15 protein-coding genes are annotated in these 25,018 nt (G+C 54.3%); 3 read left to right on the top strand and 12 right to left on the bottom strand.

Translation table 11 applies throughout. The features are described 5' to 3' along the window. Nucleotides 1-95: 95 nt before the first annotated feature. The gene (locus GSQ86_RS13205; RefSeq protein WP_216841137.1) at nucleotides 96-503 is read right to left on the bottom strand and encodes a GbsR/MarR family transcriptional regulator; all 408 of its coding nucleotides are present in this window, start codon (nucleotides 501-503) and stop codon (nucleotides 96-98) included. 270 nt (nucleotides 504-773) lie between these two features. Between GSQ86_RS13205 and GSQ86_RS23505 the strand changes: the two genes are divergently transcribed. Continuing rightward, the gene (locus tag GSQ86_RS23505; RefSeq protein WP_254062358.1) at nucleotides 774-1,154 is read left to right on the top strand and encodes an isoprenylcysteine carboxylmethyltransferase family protein; all 381 of its coding nucleotides are present in this window, start codon (nucleotides 774-776) and stop codon (nucleotides 1,152-1,154) included. Between the two features lie 455 nt (nucleotides 1,155-1,609). On the opposite strand, the gene GSQ86_RS13195 is transcribed toward GSQ86_RS23505, so the two are convergent. The 10 genes from GSQ86_RS13195 to GSQ86_RS13150 form a co-directional block, all read right to left on the bottom strand. Next, nucleotides 1,610-4,213, bottom strand: a complete 2,604-nt coding sequence (locus tag GSQ86_RS13195) for an ABC transporter permease (RefSeq protein ID WP_158750400.1) — start codon at nucleotides 4,211-4,213, stop codon at nucleotides 1,610-1,612. Between the two features lie 2 nt (nucleotides 4,214-4,215). Further along, nucleotides 4,216-4,587, bottom strand: a complete 372-nt coding sequence (locus GSQ86_RS13190; protein ID WP_158750399.1) for a PadR family transcriptional regulator — start codon at nucleotides 4,585-4,587, stop codon at nucleotides 4,216-4,218. Nucleotides 4,588-4,849: 262 nt separating this feature from the next. Beyond that, entirely contained in the window at nucleotides 4,850-5,065 is a 216-nt protein-coding gene (locus tag GSQ86_RS13185) for a hypothetical protein (protein WP_158750398.1), read from the bottom strand. Nucleotides 5,066-5,079: 14 nt separating this feature from the next. Next, a complete protein-coding gene (locus tag GSQ86_RS13180; RefSeq protein WP_158750397.1) occupies nucleotides 5,080-6,759 on the bottom strand; it encodes an MFS transporter in 1,680 nt (559 codons plus the stop codon). A 459-nt stretch (nucleotides 6,760-7,218) separates the two neighbouring features. Continuing rightward, nucleotides 7,219-7,998, bottom strand: coding sequence for a lipopolysaccharide assembly protein LapB (locus GSQ86_RS13175; protein WP_158750396.1), 780 nt, complete (start codon nucleotides 7,996-7,998; stop codon nucleotides 7,219-7,221). Then, entirely contained in the window at nucleotides 7,995-9,488 is a 1,494-nt protein-coding gene (locus tag GSQ86_RS13170) for a CRTAC1 family protein (RefSeq protein ID WP_254062357.1), read from the bottom strand. The genes GSQ86_RS13175 and GSQ86_RS13170 overlap by 4 nt, the downstream gene beginning before the upstream one ends. A gap of 386 nt (nucleotides 9,489-9,874) precedes the next feature. Then, entirely contained in the window at nucleotides 9,875-13,549 is a 3,675-nt protein-coding gene (locus GSQ86_RS13165) for a carboxypeptidase-like regulatory domain-containing protein (RefSeq protein ID WP_158750394.1), read from the bottom strand. 552 nt (nucleotides 13,550-14,101) lie between these two features. Further along, entirely contained in the window at nucleotides 14,102-15,331 is a 1,230-nt protein-coding gene (locus GSQ86_RS13160) for a hypothetical protein (protein ID WP_158750393.1), read from the bottom strand. A 29-nt stretch (nucleotides 15,332-15,360) separates the two neighbouring features. After that, complete coding sequence (locus GSQ86_RS13155) at nucleotides 15,361-17,688, bottom strand: GH92 family glycosyl hydrolase (protein ID WP_158750392.1); 2,328 nt, start codon at nucleotides 17,686-17,688, stop codon at nucleotides 15,361-15,363. 285 nt (nucleotides 17,689-17,973) lie between these two features. Beyond that, nucleotides 17,974-19,398 carry a hypothetical protein gene (locus GSQ86_RS13150; protein ID WP_158750391.1) on the bottom strand — a complete coding sequence of 475 codons (1,425 nt, stop codon included), beginning with the start codon at nucleotides 19,396-19,398 and terminating at the stop codon, nucleotides 17,974-17,976. Nucleotides 19,399-19,772: 374 nt separating this feature from the next. On the opposite strand from GSQ86_RS13150, the gene GSQ86_RS13145 reads away from it, so the two are divergent. Both GSQ86_RS13145 and GSQ86_RS13140 read left to right on the top strand, forming a co-directional pair. Continuing rightward, entirely contained in the window at nucleotides 19,773-22,031 is a 2,259-nt protein-coding gene (locus tag GSQ86_RS13145; protein ID WP_254062356.1) for a glycoside hydrolase family 3 N-terminal domain-containing protein, read from the top strand. A 510-nt stretch (nucleotides 22,032-22,541) separates the two neighbouring features. Beyond that, nucleotides 22,542-23,027: a glycoside hydrolase family 55 protein gene (locus GSQ86_RS13140; protein ID WP_216841136.1), complete on the top strand. Its 486-nt coding sequence runs from the start codon at nucleotides 22,542-22,544 to the stop codon at nucleotides 23,025-23,027. Between the two features lie 489 nt (nucleotides 23,028-23,516). Here the strand turns inward: GSQ86_RS13140 and GSQ86_RS13135 are convergent, their stop codons facing one another. Beyond that, nucleotides 23,517-24,035: a hypothetical protein gene (locus tag GSQ86_RS13135; RefSeq protein WP_254062355.1), complete on the bottom strand. Its 519-nt coding sequence runs from the start codon at nucleotides 24,033-24,035 to the stop codon at nucleotides 23,517-23,519. Nucleotides 24,036-25,018 lie beyond the last annotated feature (983 nt).

Genomic DNA, 25,018 nt, shown 5'->3' with positions numbered 1-25,018 from the left:
CAACGGAAATCCAGGTGCGAGAGATCCGGTCACCACAAACTGGCTTCCCTCTGCGAATCGGGAGCTGAATCTTTGTTGACCGGCAGGAGCATTCCTCACTTTCGCGCCGACCACTCTCGTTGCGCCGATTCCATTGCGTCGCGATTCGCAAGGTAAAACTCGGCCATAGTTCTTAGACGTTCGCGCGTTTTCCTGCTGGACGAACTTCGGGCGCCCTCCTTAATCAAAGCTGCCAATCGTTCCAGTGATCGTTTTTGTGCATTGATCATTCCGCTATAGTCGTCCGATGGCTCGAACAATGCCCTGCGGGTGCCGCGCTGGCCGCTCCGGCGGACCAGGGTATACATCTCCAGGAGATGCGCCGCAACGCTTGCCGTGCTCTTGCTGATTTCGAGGTCAGCCACGATGCGGTCCAAACTGACTGGGGCATCGCTGAGCAGCAAGTACCCGTATAGCCGTGCCGCGGTCTGCGGAACCCCAAGGGGCACAAGAAGGTCGGCCATGCCCTGAATAAAGCGGTGACGGATTTGTTGCGGTTCTTTATTTCTTATATTCGGCATATCCCGAATATACTAAATGCATGCTCGTTGAGCGATAACAGAGGAGGTTCCCGATCATGAAAAGCCATTTGACTCCCGCAAGAGTACTTGTCTTCAGCCTCATCGCTGGAACCGTGCAATTCGGGCTGGCGATGATCGTACTCGGTGGATGGACGGCGTTCTTCAGCCATCCGGCACTGATCGTGTTAGCGGTAGCCACCCTAGGGATGATGTTTGTCGCACCCTTTCGGCAATCTAAACCTGAGTTCCGGCGAAAAGGAGGATCGCGCCAACCGCTGGGTCTTCGTCGCCCTCGGCCTAATCGCGTTGACCAGCGCCATCCTGCCGCCCTATACAGATCGGCTTGGACTGTGGACCATCGACGGAGAAACAACTCGCTGGATAGGCGTGATTCTGTATGTGCTCGGCGGAGCACTGCGACTGTGGCCGGTCTTTGTGCTGGGTTCGCGGTTCAGTGGGTTGGTGACCATCCAGTCGGGCCATAGGCTGGAAACACACGGCATTTACAGCCTTGTTCGCAACCCCAGCTACCTGGGAATGATTATCAACATGCTGGGATGGGGGCTGCGTTTCGCGGCTGGTCCGGCGTTGTAATTGCTTTGCTACTGTTGATGCCGCTCATCCCACGCATTCACTCCGAAGAGCGCCTTTTGAGGGCACACTTCGGAGCCGAATACGATGCCTACGTCGCGCGAACCTGGCGGCTGATTCCGGGGGTCTATTGATTCAGAACTTGCGCCGTTTGGGATGGAGTTCAGAGTTCCGGGAGATCACGGCCAACTCGGCAGTGGTCAATGACTTAGACGGCAAAAGCAGGATTAGTACCGAAATGTCGGCTTCTGTTTACCATTCGCTCCAGTTCAAGTGGGCGATGAACGACCCACGATTAAAAACGTTGGTAGAAGATCGACCTTAAAATGGCCAAGGACCAGCTACGACGTTCTTGCGAATAATAACTTCAGGCTAACTCGCGTTTCGAGATCAGATTTGCTCAAAGCGAGCTTCGGCGATTTGATTTAGAGACAACCTCGAGATTCACCACCGCCAGTCTATTCAGTACGCAGCGCGATCACCGGATCGACCAATGCTGCGCGGCGAGCGGGAATATAGCTTGCCAGGAGGGCCGAAACGCCTAGAACTGCGGCTACTCCCCCCAAAGTTGGAAGGTCCCATGGATGAATCCCGAACAACAAACCACGTAAGAGTGTGGCGGCAGCCAACGAGCAAACCGCTCCAATTGCGATTCCGGTAGTGGTGAGCCAACCCGCTTCTCGCAAAACCATCTGGTGGACAGACCAGCGTTGCGCGCCAAGCGCCATCCGGATGCCGATCTCCCTCGTCCGTTGGCTTACCGAATATGCAATCACTCCATACAGCCCCACCACTCCAAGCAACAGTGCCATCGTGGCAAAGCCTCCCACCAGCCACGCCGAGGAACGGTGCAGATAGGCTGCCGGCGAGTCGCGAATGTGGTCGGTCATGGTCACGCCGTTATGAGTGGCAATGTTGGGATCTACCTCATGAATCGAGGTCTCCATTGCAGGTAGCAGGGATTTCGGATCTTGCGACGTGCGCACGATGACGAAGAAGGAATTGTCCGGGCTCTGGGCGAAGGGCATATACATCGCAGGACGAGTAGCGATATCCAACGGCCCTTCTTTAATGTCATCCACGACGCCGACGATTTCCAGCACAGACTTCACATCGCCGAAGTTAATGCGGCTTCCTAACGGATTCTCTCCCGTGAAGTAGCGTTTTGCGAACGTCTCGTTGATGATTATTACCCCTGGCCGGGAGGCGTCGTCCGCCTCAGTGAAATATCGGCCTCGCAACAGCCGTGCCTGCAGGGTCGTGAAATAGGTGGAACTCACCTCCCGGTCATTCACTTCGTTGTAATCTCCCAGGTTCGGCTTACCGACGATTCCGATCGCCTTGATACCATCACCATCCCCGACTGGCAGATCGCTCGAGACAGCAACCGATTTCACTCCTGGGATAGCCGCAAGCTTGCTCAAGACCTGCCGTTCCATCGCAACCTTTTGCGGATCCTTCGCGTAGCTGGAGGCTGGTCCCCAGATCTGTAACATAGCCAGATTCTCCGGCTGGATACCCATCTCCACATGCAACAGCCGGTAGAAGCTCTTGCCCAGCAAACCGGCAGCCACCAGCAGCATCATGGCCGTGGCAAGTTCGATGACGACAAGGTTTGCGCCGAAGCGCCTCCACACGACACCCGCGCCTGTCCGTCCTCCCTCCGCCAGGCTTTGCTGCACGGTCACCAATGACAGCCGCAGCATCGGGGTAAGAGAAAATATCGCGCCAGCCAGCAATGAAATTGCGCCAGCGAAGAGCACTACTCGAACGTCCAGCCCAACTCCAGACAAATAGGGCATCTCCGCGAGCCTCTCCGGCGGAAGTAGTTTCAGGAGAATCTGCGTGGCGGCATAGGCAGATGCGATACCGAGCACGCTGCCACTCGCCGCCAGAAGCAAACCTTCCGCCATGAATTGGCGAATCAACCGCCCCGGCGTCGCCCCCAGAGCACCGCGCACGGCAATCTCTCGTTTCCGGCTTTCGGAACGCACCAGCAACAGGCTCGCAACATTCACGCTGGCAATTAAAAGCAACAAACCTGCGCCGCACAACAGCACCAGCAGAATTGGGCGAATGTCACCAACGATCACGTCTGTCAGAGGTAGGATCAGCGCGTCGCGGGTGAGATTCGAATCGGGATACTGCTTTTGCAACTGCCCCGCGATCTCCTTCATCTCCGCGTCAGCCGCAGTGACGGAGATTCGCTCTTTGAGCCGGCCGACTCCAAAGGAATTGTGACAACCTCTGTTTTTGTTACAGTTACTCGATGGATCGATCGTCAGCCAGAATTCAGCCGGTCCCGCCGGAGCAAAATGAAAGTTGCGCGGCAACACTCCGATGACGCTCGCCAAAGTCCCATTCAGAGTTACCGTCTGCCCAACTACGTCTGCCCTTCCACCAAACCACTTCTGCCACGCAGCGTAGCTCAGCAACACCGTACCGGAAGCCGATTTAATATCTTCGCCGTCATAGAAATCTCTACCCAGCGTCGGAATCACCCCAAGCGTCCGGAAGAACCCATCGCTCACCCGCGCTCCGTTGGCTTGTTGCGTGCCTGTGGACGTGTTCAACATAAGGTCGTCCTGCTCGTACTCCGCCATCGAACTGAAGACGTGATTGAGTCTCTTCCAGTCCAGATAATCCAAATAGGACAGATGGAACCTCGGCCCGGTCTGATTGCTCTCAAACATGTTGACGAGCCGCGATGGGCTTTTATATGGCAGCGGCTTGATCAATGCGGCATCCACAAAAGCGAAGATCGCAACACTCGCGCCGATGCCCAGAGCAAGCACGAGGATCGCGGTCGCGGCGAAGCCCGGATTCTTCATCAGCTGGCGAAACCCATACTTAAGATCGCGCCCCAGATTGTCCAGCCACACGATTCGACTCTTCAAATAGAAACGCTCTTGCGCCGCAGGAACATTGCCAAACTCGACCCTCGCCTTCCGCCGCGCTTCATCGTCGCTAAAGCCTTCACGTCGGAGTTCATCGGCTTCGAGTTCCAGGTGCGCCTTGATCTCCTCCGAGAAATCCTCTGTGCTACGCCTGTGCTTGAACATCTCTAAGCCTCCTCGCCACCCGGCGCCGTGCTCCCGCCCAGAATCAGCCCCATCGCCCTCGTCAACCGCTCCCACTCCGTCGTCTTCTCGACGAGTTGCTCGCGACCCTTCGCCGTCAACGAATAGAACCGCGCCTTGCGGTTGTTCTCGCTCACGCCCCACTTGGCGCTGATCCATTTCTTGTCTTCAAGCCGCTGCAGCGCCAGATAGAGCGAACCATGATCTACAAAGAAAACCTCTTCCGATTGGCGCTGGATCAACCGCGCCACCCCTTGGCCATGACACGGCCCCAACACGAGAGTCTTCAAAATGAGCAGGTCCAGCGTTCCCTGCAGAAGGGCGATACGGGCATCGGTATTTTTTTGGGAAGGCATCCGACCCAAGTGTTGCACCGCTCGGGTCGGATGTCAACATGAACAGAGATGCTCGATCGTCACTTCTGCGCGTAGAGCAATCACGTCAATAGAGGATGTTGAGTAGCAGTAAAGAGGACTATGCATGCATGCATTCACCCCCGGTCGGCTATGCCTCTGGCAAGTTGCCGAAAAACCGGCATCTCGGACAGATGGATGTAATTGACTCGTAGCCGCTGCCTCGATGAGTGGTAAATCGCCAAGTCACTCATCGAAGAGTCGATTAGTCCCCGAATCCGGGAAACCAGCGCTGGTGAAGGAAGAGCAAAGAAGAAAGCGGTTTAGCAAACACGCCGGGCTGGTTTCTGCGATCCTTATGAGCAGCCATGGCTTCTTTGCTTGCCTTCGTTTCCAGGACATTCCCGCAAGTTTCTCGAAGCGTTGCGCCGGTTTCAATCAAAGACGATATCGCATCAAAACAGTGATCCAGAATTGCCATGGTTCTGAGTCACCTCATGATGAATTGTCGCTTTTGAATTCGGCGCGTTCCTTGGCATAGAGCGTATGCGTAATGCGGGGCGGATTTTCGCCACGGTGAAAACTGACCACGCGATCTCTAATCGTCCGATCCGAAGCTGTGAAGCGTTCACGCTGGCGTAGATAGTCGATCCATGATTCCATGACGAATGTCTCATTGAGATGACGAGGATTGTCCGCATCCTGAAAGATGCCCCAGCGAATGGCGCCGTCACGCAGCCGGATATCCTTGAGTTCGTGAATAGCATGGACGAATGCGTTATAGTCTTTCGGATCGACCAAGTAATCAATGAGGACACGCACCGGGCCGTCAGTCATCTCCGGCTCGATGGAGAGTTGCGGGGGCAAGAATTTCGAGCGAAAGGGGGTCAGGTCAGGCTGCTCTCCACGTAGCACATGCAAGCGGCTGCCAATGGGTATCGTCACGAGCAGGCCGATGGCGGCGCTGGTGAGAGAAACTGGCGTCGAAATATGTTCGGCTATCATCCCCCAGATCACGCTGCCGATCGCCATGCCACTTGAAAACACCATCTGGTAAATGCCGAGCGCGCGTGCCTGTACCCAGTTTGGAGCTAACACTTGTACGGCAAGATTCAAAGTGGACATGGTGCTGGTCCAGGCAAAGCCGGCGAACAACAGCATTGCAATGATGATCAACGCATAGTGGACGAAGGCGAGTACCAGCAAAGTTCCGATGAAGACGCCAGTCGACATCGTGATAATCATGTCTGCCGAGAATTTGCGGCGTACACGTGGCAGGCTTGTGGCGCCTATAACCGCACCGAGTCCCATACTGCCGTTCAGGATTCCGTAACCCAGTGCACCTTGATGCAGCACGCGCGCCGCTACGACTGCGAGAAGCGACCACACAGCACTAACAAAAATGGTGAAGATGAATGCGCGCGCCAGAGTCGCCTTCAACGACGGAGTGTACTGGATATAGCGAAGTCCGGCGCGCATGGATCCGAAGATGCGCTCAGCCGGCAGCGCACTTTTGAAGAGTGGATTGCGCTTCCACTGATAGAGAACGAGAATGACTCCCACGAACGAGAGTGAATTCAGAAGGAAGACTGAAGCCGCCCCTGTATCTGCGCGGGTAAAAGCAGCGACCCCCAGACCTCCAAGCGCGGGACCGAGGGCACGAGCCAGGTTGAAGCCAGCGCTGTTGAGCGAGACTGCCTCGGGGAGTTGCTCGCGCGGCACCAATTCCGGCATTATCGCCTGCCAAGCCGGACTGTTCATTGCCGTTCCTATGTTGAGCAGGAACGTGAGGATCAGGAGCACCCATGGCGAAATAACATTGAAAAAAGTGAGTAGGCTGAGTAGCGCGACGGCAGTGAGCATCCAGGCCTGCCAGAAAATGAGGAGTCTTCTCCGATCGAAAATATCCGCAGTTGCACCCGCCAACAGACCCAGCACTACTACAGGCAGGCTGGCCGCTGTTTGCATGAGGGCAATGAGGAGAGGGGATGACGTGAGAACAGTCATCAACCAGGTACCGGCGGTGTCCTGCATCCATCCACCAAGGTTTGAGATGGTGGATGCGATCCAAAGTTTGCGAAAGAGCGGCGACTGCAAAGGCTCGAAACCTGTGACAGATTTGGCCGGCTCGGGTGCGGTGACTGGAGGCGGATTGGGAACGGGAGGCAGAGGCATTAGAGGATTAGTGGACTGGGAATGAACGATTACCATGATACCGGGATGACAATCCTCAACCAATTTACAAAAGATTTTGCTTTGCCTAAATCCAGCTAATTGAACCGAATCCGGCCTCAGCTTTGTATAAGCAACGCTGATTTGTACCTTTGTTAGGTTACCTTTTCAGTGCCTAACGTTCCGCAGCTCTTCATAGCTATGACAATGTAGCGAAGGCAAATCTGCCACGTTTCAGCAAAGCTCTCGAGCACTGCGAAGAGGCGCATTCGAGATCTTTGCGCGATTTCGAGCTTCTGCCGCGCCGAATACGATATCGGGGTTAGCCACACGACATCAATGTGTCGGCGTGTCGTCTTCTGGCCGGCGCTTCCGAACATTAGACCAATCAGGAAATCGGGTAGACGAAGCAATTCATTTTTTATCGGCGCCATTCCACAGTGCACTCTGACGAAGCACAACTCACCTGCGAGCTGTCTGGGGAGCAGCCTGGAATTTCTCCAAATGGGCCTTTGCTAAATCAGGTTGATTCAATTTCCGATAGACATTTGCCAGGAGAAAATGGATCTGGGCATCGCTGGTGCCGAGCGCTGGCAGAGTCAGGGCTCGTTCTCCTTCGAGTGCGGCATTCTTGGGATCTCCATCGCGATCCAACCCCTTTGCCAATTCATAGTGTGCATCGCGAGAGTCAGGGTCTGCCTCAACGGCGCGTCGATCTTTTTCAATACTGTCCTCGTTGCGGCCCTGTGAAAGTAGAAACCTGCCGTATGCCACAAGAATCGACGCGGTTTGCGCCGATTTCTGCGGGGAAAGATTCTCTGCCTGCTGGTAGAGCTTCAAGGCGTTGGCGTCTTGTCCCATAGCTTCATGGGTCATCGCAAGATAGAAGACGGGCAGTGGATTTTCAGGAGAGAGGGTTTGGGCTGTCTGCAGCGGTGAGATCGCCAATTTGAAATCGTTTTGCATGTAGTAAAACACCCCAAGAAAGAACTGCGCCTCTTCGGATGTTGGATCGGCTGTGATGGCCGTGATGAGACAGCTCTTGGCAACATCCGGACGATGCGCAAAGGTGGCTAGCCGAGCCTTGAGGACCAGGGCCGGAACCATATATGGGTTCTCATGCAGGGCTGCATCAACTTCGCTAACGGCCTCGGAAAATTTCCGTTGGGCAAAATCCTGTTTGGCGTTCTCATAATGTTGTGCTGCGCCGACTGCGAGTTGCAGTGCGAGAAGCAGAATCATAGAAGCTTCCCCCCAGGCGACAAGGAGTAGTACTTGCCAGCGCGCACATGTTCGAAGCGGTCTGTGCGTCCGATGGCCGCGGGCCATCGAACCTGAATCCAGTCGGCATATTCCGCCGCGCCCAGGCCCAATACATCGCGCGGATCACAGGAAGAGAGATAGCTTCCACCGCCTCGCTTGAAAATACTGTGCTCAGCTCCGTTGACCGACCACGTGATCCTGGCGCCCACTGTAAGTCCGGTAAGACTCAGACCGATCCAACGATTTGAATTGCTAACTACATTGTGAAGGACCAGGGGAGCTCCGCCACTGATCCCGACAACCATATCGACACGCCCGTCATTATCGAGATCTCCCACAGCAAGCCCCCTGGCTGCATACGACTCTTTGAAGGCCGGACCACCTGCAGCACTGACATTGTCAAACCCATTGCCATTGTTGTGAAAAAGTAAAAGAGGCTCTCGATACTGCAAGCTGCTGTTGACCGATTCGATGAGATCGTCCGGGTGTCCACTGACCAAAATCAAATCCTGTCTTCCATCCAGATCGAAATCGACAAAGCGACAGCCCCACCCCGTATACATCGCAGTCGCCATGCCTAGTCCAGTCGCGCCGGCTGCATCCACAAATGTATTGTGCCCGGTATTGCGGTATAGAGAATCGCGTTCACGACTAATATTAGCGACGAGAAGATCTTCCCGGCCGTCGCCATCAAAATCGGCCGCGTCTACGCCCATGCCCGAGCGCGCCGCACCATCCGCACTATATGCCACACCCGCCTGGAAACCGATCTCTTCAAACTTGCCGCCTCCCTTATTCAGATACAGGAAGTTGGGAACGGAATCATTTGCAACAAACAGATCCAGCAGGCCATCGTTGTTGATGTCAGTCGCGACAACCCCAAAGGCCTTCCCCAAATACTTCCCAATCCCGGAAGGAGCGCTTATGTCGGTGAAGGTTCCATCGCCGTTGTTCTTATAGAGACGGCTCGCCCAAGCTTCATATGTCTTTGGATAGCAATAGTGGCGAATCCCGTTTACGCTGCAATCCTGTTCCAGCGATTTGCCGTACTTTACGAAGTGACAGACGAACAAATCGAGCAGGCCATTGTTGTCAGAATCAAACCAGGCAGCGCTGGTGAACAGGCCCGGCTCATCCAGGCCTGCGGCTTTGGTCACATCTGTAAAGGTTCCGTCATGATTGTTGTGATAGAGAATCAGCCGTCCATAGGTTGTTACCAGGATATCTGTCCATCCGTCTCGATCGTAGTCGGCGGCTGCAACGCCAATGCCGAAATCTCTTCCCGCCACTCCTGCCTTTTCCGTCACATCGGTAAAGGTTCCGTCGCGGTTGTTGTGGTACAAAGCATTGCGTAGCGGTTTTGCAGGCTGAAAGAAATCCGCAGGACCGCTATTTACAAAATACAGATCCATCCAGCCGTCATTATCGTAGTCGAATATACCCACCCCCGGCCCCATGGATTCTGGCAAATAGCGAAGTCTCGAGAGTGCATTGTCGTGTTTCCAGGTGATTCCTGTTTTCTGTGCTGTCCATGTCTCGAAATATTGCTCCCGAGGTTTCTCGGAATCGTGCTCGGCATCCTGAAAAGAAGTGCGCAATAGCGACAATGCCCGGGAGTCCAATGTTCCCGAACTTAGAGCAGCCAAGCCTGTTAGAAAGTTACGTCGCGTGATTGCCAACTTCATTCTTCCGCACAAATCATTCCAGGTGGGGTTGCACCAGTCAGCTCCATAACACCCATCCTTTTCTTGGATACCAATTTTGCTACATGTTGTCCGTACAAAACACTTTCGTGCAAGTTAACAGGCCAGATGAATTCATCTGGCCTGTTCGTTAGAGTTTGGCTGAATGGACGCTAGAATTCGATTCTCGCGACGAACTCGCCACTTCTCGGAGCAAAGTTGCCGCCCGCGCCGGAGATGCCATCTCCGAAGAAGCCGAAACCGTTGGAAATGCTTCCGTCGCTCGCATACTGAGGAGTCTGAAAAGGATTTGACGTGTTATTCAGGTTAGGATACGCCCAGCGATTAAAGACATTGAAGAAATCCGCGCGGAGCGAAAATTTCAGCCCCTCCTTAAGAGGGATGACCTTGCCGAAGCCCAACTGTTCGTTTGGATATCTCGGACCACGATAATCGCCATAGAAAGGCTTGGAAGTAGCGTAGGTTCCGGGGGCCGGCTCTGCCCACGCAGCGGGATTGAGAAAGAACGTAGTGTGGGGATCGACGTTGTGGCTGTTGAGGCTGTGCAGGAAGAGCTTCTGACCTGGAACGCGATTCGCCCAGACTGCGTTACCGAACGTCACAGAAGTTAGAGGGCTCGTCGAATTCGGTGTTTGTATCGGAAAACCGCTCTGGTAATGGAAAATTCCATCAGTTGTCCAGCCGGTTAATAGCAGGCGCTTCCAGCCCGTTTGCGCAAAACTGAATCTCGGCACCTCGTAATTGAAGTAAAAATTGAGCATGTGCGGCTGGTCGATGGCCACATAGGATTTTGCGTTCTTGGCCGGCTGGCTGGGATCCTGTACCGGCATCGCCACGGTGTAAGTTCCAGTACTGGTGATGGTTCCCAGATTCTTCGACCAAGAGTAACCGAGACCACCCGACAATCCGTTCTTGAGACGTTTGGTAACCTGGATTTGAAGCGCGTCATACCACCAATTGCCATTGTGCTCGTAGTAGTCGCCAATATTACCGAATTGCGGGAATGGCCGTAATGCCTGGGCCAGTGTGGCTCCAGACGGGAAAGTGGAGTACGGAGCCACGAAGCCTCTTGCCGCCACGGCAGGAGAAGAGATCGGCTGCGTCAGCAGATTGAAGTCGTTTGGGTTGGCAACATTTAAACCATATTTCTGTGAGAGGACCGTAGGAGTGAGCTCGTTTATAGTATTCGTGAGCCCGTCGGAGTTGAGCCAGGCACCGCGGTTACTGAGGTAGGATATTTTGAGCGCCAGGCTGTTTGCAATCTCGCGCTCGATGGAAACGGTTGATTGCAGGAAACGTGGCGGACGACCATTGTTGGGAACAATGAACGGCGGGGGCGAGTTGAGTTGACCGATGTTCGGATAGGCGCCAGGGTCGAAGTCGGTAGCTGTCAGAGCAGCCGAGGAGTACGGTATGCCATTAGAAAGCTGTCCAGCGGCAATGCCATACGAAGGACTGGTCAGGAACACCTGGTTAAAGCCAAATCCCTGGTTGCTGTAGATCTCTTCGTTCATGAAGAGCTGCGGGCCAGAGTAAAGTCCGGTCGCCGCATGGAGTACGGTCTTTGGATCCAGTTGATAACTGATACCAAGGCGAGGTTGAACCATCCAGGGATAGAACTTCTCGAAAATGCAGTTGCAACGTCCTTGCCCATATCCCTCGTATTCGGTTCCACCCAGCAGGCCGCCAGCTGACGGATTCACGACAGTGGGACTAAATTGCGTTTCCCGGTCATGTTGTTCACGTTGCATCTGTTCGAGATCCCAGCGCAGTCCATAGTTCACTGTGAGGTTGCGCGTGAGCTTCCAGGTGTCCAGCACGTAAAGCCCGCCTTCCAGACGGTGAAACCACTGAATGTTATCGTTCCCGATGCTTGCGCCACTCAATTGGCCAAGAACGAAGCTCGCGAAACCGTCGCCGAGGCTCGCTCCATAAAGGTTTTGGCCCTGGGACGACGGCAGAGACGTCTGATCGGCAGAGAAACCGTAAGACCCGGCCGACAGGTCGTTGTGAGTGCCAAACGACTGATGACGGAAATCGCCGCCTAATTCGAAAACATGGCGGCCGTGAACCCAGATCGCGGACTCAGTGTTGTACCAGTTATTGTCAATAAACGGCGCGTTGTTTATTCCCAGTTGCGGAACACTCTGACGGTTGACGGTAAGCCCGGAGAAGATCGGAAAAGTATTCGCAGCGCCGCCTGGCATATTTGCCGCCGTGTTCAACCCGAGAGTTGACGCTTTGAAATCCTGCACCGCCGAATTCTGCAGGGCGTTGTGACGCGTAAAGTCGAATCCGGCGTGCAGCACCAGATTCGGCGTGGCCGTATAGTCCGCGTTGAGATATATCTGCGGGGCGGGCGTCATATTCCAGCGGGTCGAGCCTCCCGCGGTGTTTATGCCGTTAGCAGCATTGTCTTTGTTGGAATACTCGGCAATGTAATAACCCGAGAAGTGCCACTTCTCACCGATCGAGTGATCGATCTTGATGCTCGTCAGGTACTGGTACTTGTTGTTCGGCTGCAAATTGGGATAGTTGTTGGTCAGCGCATTGGCAGTAGACCCGGAGGGAGTAGGCATGTAAGCAAGAGCCTTCTGGGCCACCGGATCCCATGTGCTGGGCGCGCCGATAAAATTATTCGGGAACGGATCCCGGACCGTTTTGGTTGAGCCATCCGTGCAGGTTGCTACTCTGGTCGTCGCCGGGTTGTACACTGCGCCATTGATCATCGGCCGACCCAGACAATCGAGGACAGGGGCCCCATTGGAATCGACAATGGGACCAAGCAGGAGAGAGCTCAGATCGCCATTCAGATAGGCGTTCGTGGGAACCGTGATGGTTCCCTGGTTGAGCGTTTGCGTGTTGTGGTATTCCTCGTACGCGAAGAAGAAGAAAGTTTTGTTGCGGCCGTCGTAAAGGTGAGGAATCACCACCGGTCCGCCGAAAGAACCGCCGAAGTCAAGCTGCCGTTGCGCCGGGTTATATTTCTCGCCGCTTGGGGTGTAGTTGAAGGGCTGTCCGGCGTTCAGGTCCTCATTCTCGAGGTACATGAAGGCCGACCCATGCAGTCTCCTGGTGCCTGATTTCGAGGTGTAATTGAAGATTCCGCCGCCGGACTGACCAAATTTAGCGGAATAGTTATTGATCATCACGGATTCTGACCCGAGCGATTCGACTGAGGGCTGCTGCTCATCGGAGATCGCGCCCTTTACCGCCGAGGTGTCATCCAGTCCGTCCATAAAGACGCGGTAGGTCGTCGCGGGCGAGCCGCTGATGTGGATATCGTTCCAGCCGCCCGCGATGGTTCCCGGCACCAAAGCGGCAAAACCCATCGGGTCGCGCACAGCTCCGATACCGGTAATGTTGATCGGAAGCTCATTGAGGTCCCTCGTGGTGACCTGGACATTGTTCTGTGCACTCTCTGTCTGGAGCAGAGGAGCATCCGCTGTCACCGTAACCGTCGACGTGACTTGCCCAACACCCGGTTTCAAATCGACACGTGCTGTCTGCCCAACCAAAACCGTAATTCCGGTGTGGATCAGCTCAGCAAACCCAGGCGCAACTACCGTCACAGAGTATTCGCCTGCGGCTAATTGCGGGATCGTATAGTTTCCTGATTCAGTCGTGACAGTAGAGTTCTGCGTGCCCATTGCGATATTGGTAGCGGTGATCTTGACCCCCGGTATTCCGGAGCCTGATGGATCGGTGACGATTCCCGATATACTGCCGCGATCGCTTTGCGCAAAGCTCAACACACTCGCGCAACATACTGTAATGAGCACGAAACTCAAATGAAAGCGCTTAAGCCAACTTCTTCGTTGTGTCATCCTGACCTCCGTGGGTTCTTACAAAGTGCAGCAATAGTCGGCAGGGAGCGATTTGTGACCGGAAACAAATGGCTATCCTGCTGTCGAATCGAGTCAAAGCGGTGATTCGATCTCCTGCTTTTCATTCCACGGATCACACTACGGCGGTGGGAAGATGCTTTGGCAAGGTTAGAGACGGTTCCTAACTATGCCGTATCTCTTTGATATGGCTGGACAGTTTCGGGCGGGACACACGTAACGGTAGCCACCTCGGGATGCTGGCAGCATAACTGAAGGTCCGATGAGCAAAGACGGATCAGCCACGACGAGTGAGGTTCAGCCTGGGTGGGAAGCTGCGCCGACCAGATGAGCTGCCAAAAGCTAGCTGGCTTTGAGAATCGAGAGCCGGGGGCAGTCCGCTATATCGATCGTTCTGGTTGAACTGGCATATTGTTGAGGCGCACGAGAAGCTCGAAATTACGTAGTCGCGTACCTGAGGAGATCCGATAAAAGTCCATGGCACGGTGTCCAGCCTCGCAAACGCTGTCCAAGAATGTTTTGACTCAAATAACTCTATGATTGGTCAGCCGACCAGATAGCGCGAATGGCAACTTCGTCGCCAAGACCATCCGGTACGGCTGCGCTGGGAGCATTGGCGTAATACCAGTTGCGGTGATCAAGCGGCGACCGCATCGTCCGGCTACCCGGCATTTCCAGGTAGCCGTTAGGATCTATTTTCCTCACCCAGTTCCAGGCATAGTGCAGCCAGTCGCTGCGATATTGTTTGTTCTGGTGCGCGAACCATGTAATTTCATCGTAGCCCCAGACCCAGTTGCCCCCTTGCCGCGATTGCCCTGGATGCTTACTGGCGCCCCAGTTGTCTAATTCCACCAGATAAGGAAGATGCTCGCAGGACCAGCCGCTATAAGTGACGCCGCCTTTGCTCCGTCCATAGATACCATCGGAGAAGCCAATCTTCAGGATTGCCTTCTCCGGCTGATCGGGCATTTCCATAATGCGCAGCGGGAAAGCGTGAAAATCCAGCAATAGTTTGCCGTTACGCACCAGACCGCCGCTGGGGACATGGGCATTGCAGAGAACCATACGCCGACGCGCATGTTTCGATGCATAGTCGCGCACCAGGGTGAAGACCTGTTCCCAGTGGGCGAGGTCAGGATCATTGCCGTTCATGATCTCGGCCTGCCCGAAATGGATCCCCTCAACCCCGAAGTCGATATACGATCGCGCCAGGAAATAAAACCAGAGCTTCGTTTCCGGGCGGCTCACATCGGGTACGGACGAGCCAACGCCCCACTGATCTTTGCGCGGTCCCTGCGCATAAGCGATGTCTGCATAGCGGAAGTTTCGCTTCTCAATCGGCTGTCCCAGCGCAGCGAAAGCCCAATCCGGCACCGGCACCTGTTCCACCTGGGTTGTGACGATTTCAAAGATGCACGCCTCAAGCACCATCTCCGGATCGGCGGCGTGCACTTGCGGCAGCTGCCGTCGCGCTCGTTCAAGATTATCTATCAGCTCAGCTTCCTTGGCCCATAAGCAGATGCTGCGGCCAATATATTTCGCTCCAGCGCTCGCCAGCATGCGAATGTCGTCCGTCAGATCGCCTCGGCCATTCAGCAGGCCTTCCATTGAGATCGATCGGGAGAGATAGTTGTCGAGCACCTCTCTTGAAATCGTTCTATGAAAGTTGTAATTACGGCGGTGCGAAGCCTTATGCGCGCCAAGCGACAATCCCGGTGCCTTGTTCGCCAGCGATGCAGCGGATAGAGCAAGAGCAGAAATCAAAAAGCGTCGTCTTTCCATCATGTCTCAGCTTATGTGGTCATGGACGGTGGGGAGGCCTCAGCTTTGGAGCCGAGGCTTTCATTAGGCCGGTCCGTTAGTTGCCACTCGATATGGCCGCCTCGCGCGATGGAAGAGTGGCTGAACCAAAGCCGGGTATACGGTTCGCCGTTGAATCTCAAGGAGTCGATATATTGGCTGTTTGCCGAGGCTCGTTTCGCCTCAAGGATAAGTTGACGGTCTTTTCCCATATCGATAGTCATCCTGTCGAACAGCGGCGTGCCGAAAACGTAATTAGCGCTCACTGGATCCACCGCATAGAAGCCCACAGCGCTCATGACATACCACGCAGACATCTGCCCGCAATCTTCGTTCCCGGCGAGGCCATCGGGCTTGTTGTCATACATCGTTTCCATCAGGCTGCGGACGCGTTCCTGCGTCTTGTAAGGGGCGCCGGCATACACATAAAGATAGGCGATGTGATGACTTGGTTCGTTTCCGTGCGCGTATTGTCCGACGAGTCCAGCAATGTCGTCTGGCGCATCGGCAGGCATAACGGAACTGGCGTTGAAGATGCCGTCCAGTTTTTCCAGCAGCATTTCACGTCCGCCCATAAGGTCGGCCAACCCCTTAGGATCATGCTGTACCGCAAAGGTCGCTTGCCAGGCATTCGACTCAGTGAAATCGCGCCACTTCCGTGAGTGCCCCATCTCGTTCGGCGCAAACGGCTCTGCCCACATGCCATTAGCCAGGCGTGGACGCACGAAGCCCGTTTCCTTGTCATATAAATTGGCATAGCTGCGCGCACGCTCCAGGAGAAAACCAGCATCCTTCTGCTCGCCTGCGACGCGGGCTACATAAGCTACAGCCCAGTCATCATACGCATAATCCATGCTTTTACCCATGGATTCCGCTTCCAGATCGCACGGAATGTAGCCATGCTTTCTATACAAAGGAAGGCCCTTGTAGTTGCTTTCCAGCGCCTGTTTTTTCATTGCAGCATACGCGCCAGGAACATCGATTCCGGGGAAGCCCTTTTGCAGAGCCTCGGCTATCACTACCACGGAATGGTAGCCGGACATGCATTCGGTTTCTTTCGCCTGCAGCGGCCACACCGGCATGCCTACAGGGCTTTCATGTGCCATGCGAATCAGGCAATTTACGAGATCAGGCACACGCTCCTGCTGGACGAGTGTAAGCAGCGGGTGTGCCGCGCGGTAGGTATCCCAAAGCGAGAAGGTGCTGTAATTGTGAGCGCCCGGTGGAAGCTGATGGACTGCGTCGTCCATGCCACGGTAGCTGCCGTCCACATCGTCAAAAAGGGTGGGAGCCAGCAGGGAATGATAGAGCGCGGTATAGAAGATCTCTCGCTGCTTTTGCGTTCCGCCCTCGACTCTAATTTTCGACAGCGCCTGTTCCCATTCATGAAGAGCCTGAGCAGTCACCTCGTCAAAGTCCCATCCGGGAATCTCCGCCTCAAGGTTGCGTAACGCGCCTTCTGCGCTTACACCTGAGATACCAGTCTTGACCAGTATCGTTTCCCGGGCTTTTGTCGCATAGTGGAGTACGCATTTGAGAGATTTTCCTTTGGCTTCCTCGTGGAGGTCCTGCAGATTCCTGCCGTCCGCTTGCACCTCGACCCTGTCGAATGGCCGGGAAAACTTCATAGCAAAATAAATTTCACGTCCTTTGGCCCAGCGTGCTGTGCTGCGTCCGCCAACGATCGTATCGTTGCCTACTATTTTTATGTTCGCCCATAGAACGCTGTCGGGGCCGGTGGCGTAGCCGTGATCCAGATCGAGAACAAAGTGACCGCTGTCACTCGCCGGAAAGGTATATCGGTGAATGCCCGCCCTGGCGGTCGCGCTCAGTTCGGCGCGAATCTGATAATCGCGCAGAAGTACCGAATAATATCCGGGCACGGCAACTTCCTCGTCATGTGAGAAGCGAGAACGGTAACCCGCATCGGGATTTTCACGGCTGCCGGGAATCGTTTTCACCGTTCCCGTACAGGGCATCAGAAGAACATCGAGCATGTCTCCGATACCGGTGCCGCTCAGGTGTGTATGACTGAAGCCCATGATGGAGTTGTCGGAATAGTGGTATCCGGAGCACCAGTCCCATCCCTGGTTATAAGTGTCCGGACTGAGCTGAACCATGCCGAACGGAACCGTTGCGCCCGGATAGGTGTGTCCGTGGCCGCCGGTTCCAATCGCGATCTTTACAAAGCGCGCAACACCTTCAGGATCGGGTTGAGGATGCTGTGGGAGTACCGCATGGTGCGAAGCGCCGCGAAGCTTTTTGAGGCCATGCAAAGCGAGAGCCGAACTGCCCGCAAGAAAACCTCTTCTGGAAATCAATTTGGATTCTCCTGTTCCCTCGCCTCATGGCGTTGTCCATGTCAATATCGCGACGCAAACCATACGATATTGGCTTTTACTTCTTTCACAATCTATGAGACGGCATGCGGTCGACGCAACGTTAGGCAGGACTCGTAACATTGCTGTATCTATATGAAAAATGAGAGAAAACAGACCGTTGGCGGGCGTAACGGTAGATACCTGTTGTGCATCGCGTGCAGTATTTACGGGTGAGGCCGCAGGAAAAGAGAGAATCAGAAAGGTCGCATACAAAGCCCGATAATCCTAATGGGCGGCACTATCGGGCAAAATGTGGCATGCCTCGACGTTGACGTTGGTAGGAGACCCCGTCATCATGTTCAATCGCAAGAGCAGTTCAAAGTGTTGTAGCGCGCCACCGGGAGGAATACCGCAGTCTCCAAGCGCGGCTGTCAGGCGAGGAAGGTCGGTCACAAGCTTGCTCGCAGCTTCCGTGCCTTCAGCATTGGCTCCCCCAAGCAGAAGCACCTGCCCATTCTGATCGGGATTGCGAACCAGAGCGACGATAGCGTACGACTGGCCGGTGGCCCATCCAAGAGCCGTCGGTACATATTGAGCTTGCTCGTGTGGTCGCGGGTGTAGATTGCGAATGATTTCCTGTCCGGAATTCTTGTCATAGACAAAGCGGAAATTGAGCTGATCGCTGAAAAAAGTGCTCCATGGATTCGAGCGCGGGCTCCCGAGAAGGACGAAATTATCATCGGTCTGCAGGTTGGGAAGCTGTACGCTTCGCGCGGGATGGACTTCAATTTTCTTCGAATTGGCCTGCGCGAGTTCCGCGATGCTGACGGCAATCGGCGTATCCACCAACGAAGCTTTATTCCCACGCAGCAGGATCTGGCAAAGCTGAGATATCCCGGGCGTCAACTTATCTGGATTCGGAATGTAATTGTGGTTGGCGTAGTCGGACACAGAGATCTGCTGGTCGGTATATCCCTGTATTTCGCCGATATCCGGATCGCTGGTGATGAGTTGCAAGGCGTGCGGAGAATTGAACAGCACGGACCATGGAAGCGTGGAAGACGCTTCGGTTCTCCTGCGGGCAAAGTGGTTCCAGAGGATGCCCCACAGCGCTACGTTAGCGATTGTGAGAACCAGGCACGCAGCGAGCCATCGCCGGCGCTTCTTCTGATTCAGGTCTGCAATGGTCGTGAGAGGAGCCGGAGCAGGAACAGATATTTCCGAAGAAACGATGTGGCCATTCGGATGTGTTACTGCCTCGGAATGCGGATGTTGGACTTCATGTGCGGCTTCCTGATGTGGCGAACCGGCTACAGGAGGTGTATCGCGCCATATTTCAGGAATGTAAGATCCCAGCGGCAGGCTGATGCGGAACTGCGAAATCGAGCCATATCGGCCGTAATGCTGTAGAAGGCGCTTGCGCACGTCGCTCGCTGTTACACGCACAATAGCGTCATCGCCCGTGTCATAGGAAGGAGCACGTCCAAATAATTCGACTCCGATGACACGTTCTTTAAGGGACTCGAAATGACCGGCGATCGCCTGGTCGACGATGTATTTAAGAAATTGTCCGCTTCGATGGCTTCCCTTGAATGCGGCCCCTTCGACGACTTCCTTTACGTGTTGCTGGATGAGCGCGATGTCTTCCTCAGTCCCAGCGATTTTCGCTAATTCTATCGTTCTGGCTTCATTCTGATGGGCTTGAGACATAGTGGAATTCAGCGAAAAGTAATTCTAGCACTCCTTTCCAAGAAGCGTTCGCAAGCCGCGGCATGCATGGCCGAATCGCATTTCGTTCGTGGAGTGTATCTACCGTTAGCCTGACATCATTCGGATAAGCGTATTATTTTCCATCACATATGCGCACGTTACAAATGCGCCTAACGTTGCGGCTTCGTGCTGAATTCGTTAATTTGATGGGGCGAGAAATTACGCAGAAATCGATGCTGCAATGAGAGGCTCGAAACAATTTGAAATACGAAGGGAAGATGTTCGGATGCGATTGTGTACGGGAGAGCGGATTTTTATTGCATGAAGATGGCGGAATCGGCAGACGTTTTTTCCGCAGCCCAGGAAGAAAAGCCTTGGCAGCACGGTGTATTTTCTTTCTTTTTTTCGGGCTGATTTCTTCGGTTTCTCTCGTCTTTGCCCAAAGTCAGCCATCTGCAATACCTGGACAAGGCGCCGTATACCGGCAGTCCAACGCTCCGATCGAAAAACGGTTGGACGACCTGATTGGTCGGATGACGCTGGAAGAAAAAGTACGGCAGCTGGATTTGTATGCGGGCGCGAAAGATATCGTCGATAAGCACACCGACGATACCCACGCTTCTGCGGATGCTGTTTTTCTTCCGGCGAAGGCGCAGAGTGTATGGGGAAATCTGGGTGTCGGCGGAATTCACGATCTCTATCCGACGCCGGAGCAGGCAAATGCCGCCCAAAAGTGGGTCATTGAGCATAACCGCCTTGGTATACCGGCAATGTTCATCGAAGAGGGCCTGCACGGTTACAACACAGGAACCGTTTTTCCCGCGCCGATCAATCTTGCTGCCACCTGGAACCCCGAGATTGCTGAACAGACCGGCGCGGCCATTGCGTCGGAAGCTCGCGCCAATGGCGTCGACATGATTCTTGGTCCTGTGCTCGATCTCGCACGCGAACCTCGATGGGGCCGTATCGAAGAAGATTTCGGCGAGGATCCATATCTGACCGGTCAGCTGGGCCTTGCCTACGTGCGCGGAGCGCAGGGTGAAAGCCTGAGCACCGACCATACCGTCGTCGCAGAACCGAAGCACTTCGCCGGACATGGTTCTCCCGAGGGTGGGACAAACACATCGCCGGTTCACATCGGCGAGCGCGAGTTGCGCAGTGTCATGCTGAAATCGTTCGAGCCGGCCTTCCGTGAAGGGCACGCGATGGCGACCATGGCCGCCTATCATGAGATCGACGGCATACCGGTCACCGCCGACCCATTCCTGTTGAGAACCATACTGCGAGACGAGTGGGGTTTTCAGGGATTCGTGCTCTCCGACCTTGGCGCGATCCAGCGCCTGTATAAGGTGCACCATGTCGCAGCATCGCCGAAGGACGCTTCCTGCATGGCCATCCGCTCCGGCGTCGACATGCAGTTTTACGATTTCGATCATAAGGTCTTCCAACAGGCCCTGATCGACTGCGTGCACGAGGGCTCTCTATCGCAGGCCGACCTCGACCGGGCCGTGCGTTCTGTCTTGAGGGTAAAGTTTGCTCTAGGGCTTTTCGATCATCCCTATGTCGATCCTTCGCTCGATGCGCGCGCCTATCGCTCCCCGGCGCATTTGGCGCTTTCGCTTGAGTCGGCCCGCGAGTCCATGACCCTGCTCAAGAACGAGGGCCATCTGCTACCGCTTTCGAAAACGGTGCAACGCATCGCGGTGATCGGCCCGAACGCCAATGTGGCGCGCTATGGTGACTATGAAAAAGAAGAAAACGGCGAGCACATCAGTTTGCTGGCCGGCATTAAAACGCTAGTTCCGCAGGCGAAGATAACATTTGACGCGGGCAAAGACATTTCAGCGGCCGTAGCGGAGGCGAAGGATGCGGACGTGGTCATCCTCGGACTCGGGGAGTGGCAGGGAATCTCCGGCGAGAGCTTCGACCGGTCCAGGCTGGACCTGCCGGAAAATCAGGAGCCATTGCTGGAAGCTGTGGTGGCGACCGGAAAGCCCGTGGTCCTTGTGCTTGAAAACGGCAGGCCGCTGACGATTGACTGGGCCAAACAACAGGTGCCTGCGATCCTCGAGGCATGGTATCCCGGCGAGTTCGGTGGCAGGGCGATCGCGGAAACCCTGTTTGGAGAAAACAATCCAGCAGGACGTCTGACCATCACTTTCCCCGAGAGCGTCGGCCAGCTACCGATGTTCTACAACAGCCACCCGTCGCGCACTTATAAGTATGTCGATAACGACGGAAAGGCGCTCTTCCCTTTCGGATTCGGCCTTAGCTACACAACATTTCGCTACGATCACCTCGCTGTGCAGCCTCCGGTGCCCGGCAGCGGTGGAAATGTCAAGGTGACCGTTGACGTAACGAATACAGGAGGCCGCGAAGGTGACGAGGTAGCGCAAATTTATCTTCGAGAGGATGTGAGCAGTGTCGAAACCCCGAGGAGTTCGCTGAAGGGATTTTCCCGGATACACCTCAAGCCTCAGGAAACGAAAACCGTCGTTTTTCGCATTCCGCAGGTGCAGCTAGCGGTGTGGAATGTGGAGAAAAAATGGGCAGTCGAGCCGGGAAATTATACGGTTTGGACTGGTGGTTCCTCGGAAGCATCGTTGAGCGAACGCTTTCTCCTGCGTCCCTGAAAGCCCGCAACGGATCTCCTCGTCGTTTTTTGCGCTCCACATAATAGATATAGGTATCGTGGGTTCGTAAATTCGTAGAGGAGAATCTCGCCAAACTGAAAGAAAGCAGTCGCTCGCGTCGTTGCCTACCGTTAAAGCGATTTTAGATTCTAACCTACTGATTTCAGTGCCAAGTCTTCCACCGTTATGCAGACTTCTAACGTTGCCAGAACCCCTTTATCGCCCCATAGGCTTTGCGTGCTTGATCAGGTACGGTTTCAAGCTGACGAAATGCAGTCCGGGCAGAATCTGGCTTCGTAGTTTCTGCAAATATCGGGCCCTGCTGCGGAAGTTAGCCGGAAGCCACGGAGAAGCAAATTGTTCGATCAGACGAAATGGGAATACTGCATGTGAGGATGAAGCTTCCAGCACGGTCCGTCGTTCTTATCAAGCAAATCGACCAATGATCCGGGAATTGTCTGAAGCAAAAATAAAATTACGCAAACTGAGACTAGAGATTTGGAGATAAAGATGAATTCTCATAATGAAGCCGAGACGATATTGCAAGGCGAGAAGGTAACATCACGTCGTCGTCTCCTATCCCTAGGGGCGGCTGCAGGCATGGCAACATTTCTGGAGATGCCGGGATCAGCGCATGCGGAAGGCAAAACAGAAGGAGTTGTGCCCTTTGCTGTAGATGTCAGAAATCACGGTGCTCGCGGAGACGCGTCGACCGACGACACAGCAGCCTTCCAACACGCACTGGATACGGTTTATAAAGCAGGCGGAGGCACAGTCTATGCTCCACCAGGGCGATATCTATTTCGCGCAGAGCTCAACATTCCTGACGGAGTGACACTTCGCGGCTCCTTCACCTGCGTCCCTTCGCACAATGGGCTCAGGGACAAAGGGCAACCGAAGCCGGGGGACGACGGAACCGCGCTTTTTGTCGATGCGGGCCGTGGCAGCGAAGATGGAAAGCCGTTTCTGCTCAATACCAACAGCTCTATATGCTGAATTCATCGCTATGCAAATCTTTGGAGTCAGTCCGCCTTATGGGCGAAAATTTTGGAGTGGCCTTCGTTGCAAAAGCGATTGCGGAACAATTCAGGGGCCAAGGCATCGCCGTACGGCCATTGCTCCATCCATCACTTCAAGTGTCTTCGTATCTCGTCCTTCGTTCCGACCAGTCGTCACGTCTTATTAACGACTTCGGACGTACATTCCTTAAGAAGGTCGTTCCCCACAATAAGCCCGAAGCAATTTCTGGCCAGCACCTTCTTCGTTTGTCATGAGTGATCTCTGTCGATCAATAATCTCTTTCATTGGGTGGTGTGGTCACGATTCGGTATAGGGATGAGCCACCTACTTACTCATAGAACAAGGTCAATCCGAGGATTAGCCCCACCAGGATACCGATGAGAGCATTGTAAGACTTCAAATAGCTGGATTGGGTTGCCTTGACACTGTCCGCAATCGTTGGTTGCACTGCTAGATATCGGACACCTACGGCTGAACAAGTGGAATCTGCAAAGAGATCTGGACATCGATCAGCATTTGCGTTTTGCGCTCCACCTGCTCATATAAAGCAGTCTTCTTCGGGGACAATACCTTATGAAAGATTGGCACGTACTTCTGCCGCAATGCCGCTACATTTGCATCCAGTTTCAGGATGCGCCCGGTCCAATCATCTGCCTGCGCATCGGTCATAGTGTCGTAGCTCTTTGCATACTCTTTGATGAGTGCGTATTTGTCGTTGTTTATCTGCACCAATTCGGCAGTGTATTGGTCATACACCGGCCAGAAGTTCTGCGCCTCGGCGTCAGTGAGCGGCACGTTGGCGGCGATGATCTGTTTTTTCTGGGATCGAATGTCCTTTCGTAGCAGGTCAATATTCTTGTCGATCGAATCCTGGGAGTTTTGGCCAGCACTTGCTTGTGTACCGCCGGACTGTGCAAATGCCGAAGTTTGGATAAGCAGTATGGCTCCGCTTAATGCCAACCATGCAAAGAAAGGCTTTTTCATTGTGCTGTTCCTTGGGTTATCCGATGAATCTGCCGGTCGCTTTCGTTTTTCTCGTCTAAGAACGATTCGACAACCGGTTGATAAGTGGGTTCTTCACAAAAGCCTAATCGCTCGCCGATGATGCAGATACGCATCGGGACCTATGAAAATGGTAGGGTTTTAGAAGCCTCCTCAATTCAGCGATTGATGAGCCGTTATGCACTCTGCCCGGGGCGCTTAAGGCCGTTCAACGTCACGTTCAGGCCACTATTATTGCCCGTACGGTATAATTTTGGTCGTTTCCGTACAACTGTTAAAGTTACCAGCGAAGGTCTAAAAGGATCTGTTAAAAGATCTAGTTCCAAGGTCGAAGCTGCTACAGATGATCGGCGATGGGAGACTTGGTCGGTAATGCCCGTCCTGACAGTTGCTTCCATTGCGGAATGCAATATTCGAATCACATTTCCGAGGGTTGATTGCTGTGGGTTGAAGTGCTTTTCCCCAGCGGGCCAGATTTATCAGTAGCACCCTTTTGTTGGAGGGTCCTGTGGCCATGGAGTGCCTTGAATCCGGAAGCTCCCGAAATGCCGAACCGGAAACGGCAAGCGCGCACACTCGTCTGAGCGCAGCCCGCAGATTCGTTGCGAGCTTTTTTGGCTGGTGCGAACGTTGGAATCAAAGGCGGTTTGGCTGCGCGATTGCGGCTCCGATCCCTGCGATTATTCATGGATTTTCTGGACTTAATTTCGACCAGACGTCGTCAATTGGCGCGCTTACGGGTGTGACCATTGGGCCGACCGGAACCGGACTGTCTGGGATGGCAGTTCACCTGATTAACCAGGGCACAGTTGAATTTGCGAATCCAATACGAACTTTAGTTTGCCTACTTTTGGTGTCATCAATGGCACGTCAATGAGTGCGCGCCTGATTCAGCTGGCGTTTAAATTTGGATTCTAGGAAACCGATTCAAATGTAAGCCAAATCCAATGTGACGCGGGAAGGTG

The organism is Acidobacterium sp. S8 (assembly GCF_009765985.1).
Taxonomy (GTDB): Bacteria; Acidobacteriota; Terriglobia; order Terriglobales; family Acidobacteriaceae; genus Alloacidobacterium.
This window is presented reverse-complemented; position numbering and strand designations above follow the sequence as displayed.